This window comes from Vitreoscilla stercoraria DSM 513 (assembly GCF_000382305.1).
GTDB lineage: Bacteria > Pseudomonadota > Gammaproteobacteria > Burkholderiales > Neisseriaceae > Vitreoscilla > Vitreoscilla stercoraria.
Genome location: NZ_KB908055.1, coordinates 1 through 1070, shown reverse-complemented (window position 1 = coordinate 1070; position 1070 = coordinate 1). Strand labels below are relative to the sequence as shown.

Sequence of the window (1070 nt, the reverse complement as noted above, 5' to 3'; positions counted from 1 at the left end):
CCCCCTTTATCGCTACTCATGTCAACATTCGCACTTCTGATACCTCCAGCAGACTTCACAATCCACCTTCGCAGGCCTACAGAACGCTCCCCTACCACATACGCATAAGCGTACATCCGCAGCTTCGGTTATAGATTTGAGCCCCGTTACATCTTCCGCGCAAGACGACTCGACTAGTGAGCTATTACGCTTTCTTTAAATGGTGGCTGCTTCTAAGCCAACATCCTAGCTGTCTGGGCCTTCTCACTTCGTTTACCACTTAATCTATCATTTGGGACCTTAGCTGGCGGTCTGGGTTGTTTCCCTCTTGACACCGGACGTTAGCACCCGATGTCTGTCTCCCGAGGAATCACTTCATGGTATTCTTAGTTTGCCATGGGTTGGTAAGTTGCAATAACCCCCTAGCCATAACAGTGCTTTACCCCCATGAGTGTACCTCGAGGCACTACCTAAATAGTTTTCGGGGAGAACCAGCTATCTCCAAGTTTGTTTAGCCTTTCACCCCTATCCACAGCTCATCCCCTAATTTTGCAACATTAGTGGGTTCGGACCTCCATTACCTGTTACGGCAACTTCATCCTGGCCATGGATAGATCACTTGGTTTCGGGTCTACGCCCAGCAACTAATCGCCCTATTAAGACTCGATTTCTCTACGGCTCCCCTATTCGGTTAACCTTGCTACTGAACGTAAGTCGTTGACCCATTATACAAAAGGTACGCAGTCACGGAACAAGTCCGCTCCCACTGTTTGTATGCATCAGGTTTCAGGTTCTATTTCACTCCCCTTCCGGGGTTCTTTTCGCCTTTCCCTCACGGTACTGGTTCACTATCGGTCGATGATGAGTATTTAGCCTTGGAGGATGGTCCCCCCATATTCAGACAGGATTTCTCGTGTCCCGCCCTACTTGTCGTTAGCTTAGTACCGCAGTTGAGATTTCGAATACGCGACTATCACGCACTATGGTCATACTTTCCAGAATGTTCTTCTATCTCGACTACTATCACTAACAGGCTTTTCCGCGTTCGCTCGCCACTACTTGCGGAATCTCGGTTGATTTCTTTTCCTCCG

1 rRNA gene is annotated in these 1070 nt (G+C 48.7%); it reads right to left on the bottom strand.

Annotated features, from left to right (window positions below):
* Positions 1-1070: ribosomal RNA gene (locus H150_RS0113375) — 23S ribosomal RNA — on the bottom strand; the annotation flags it as partial.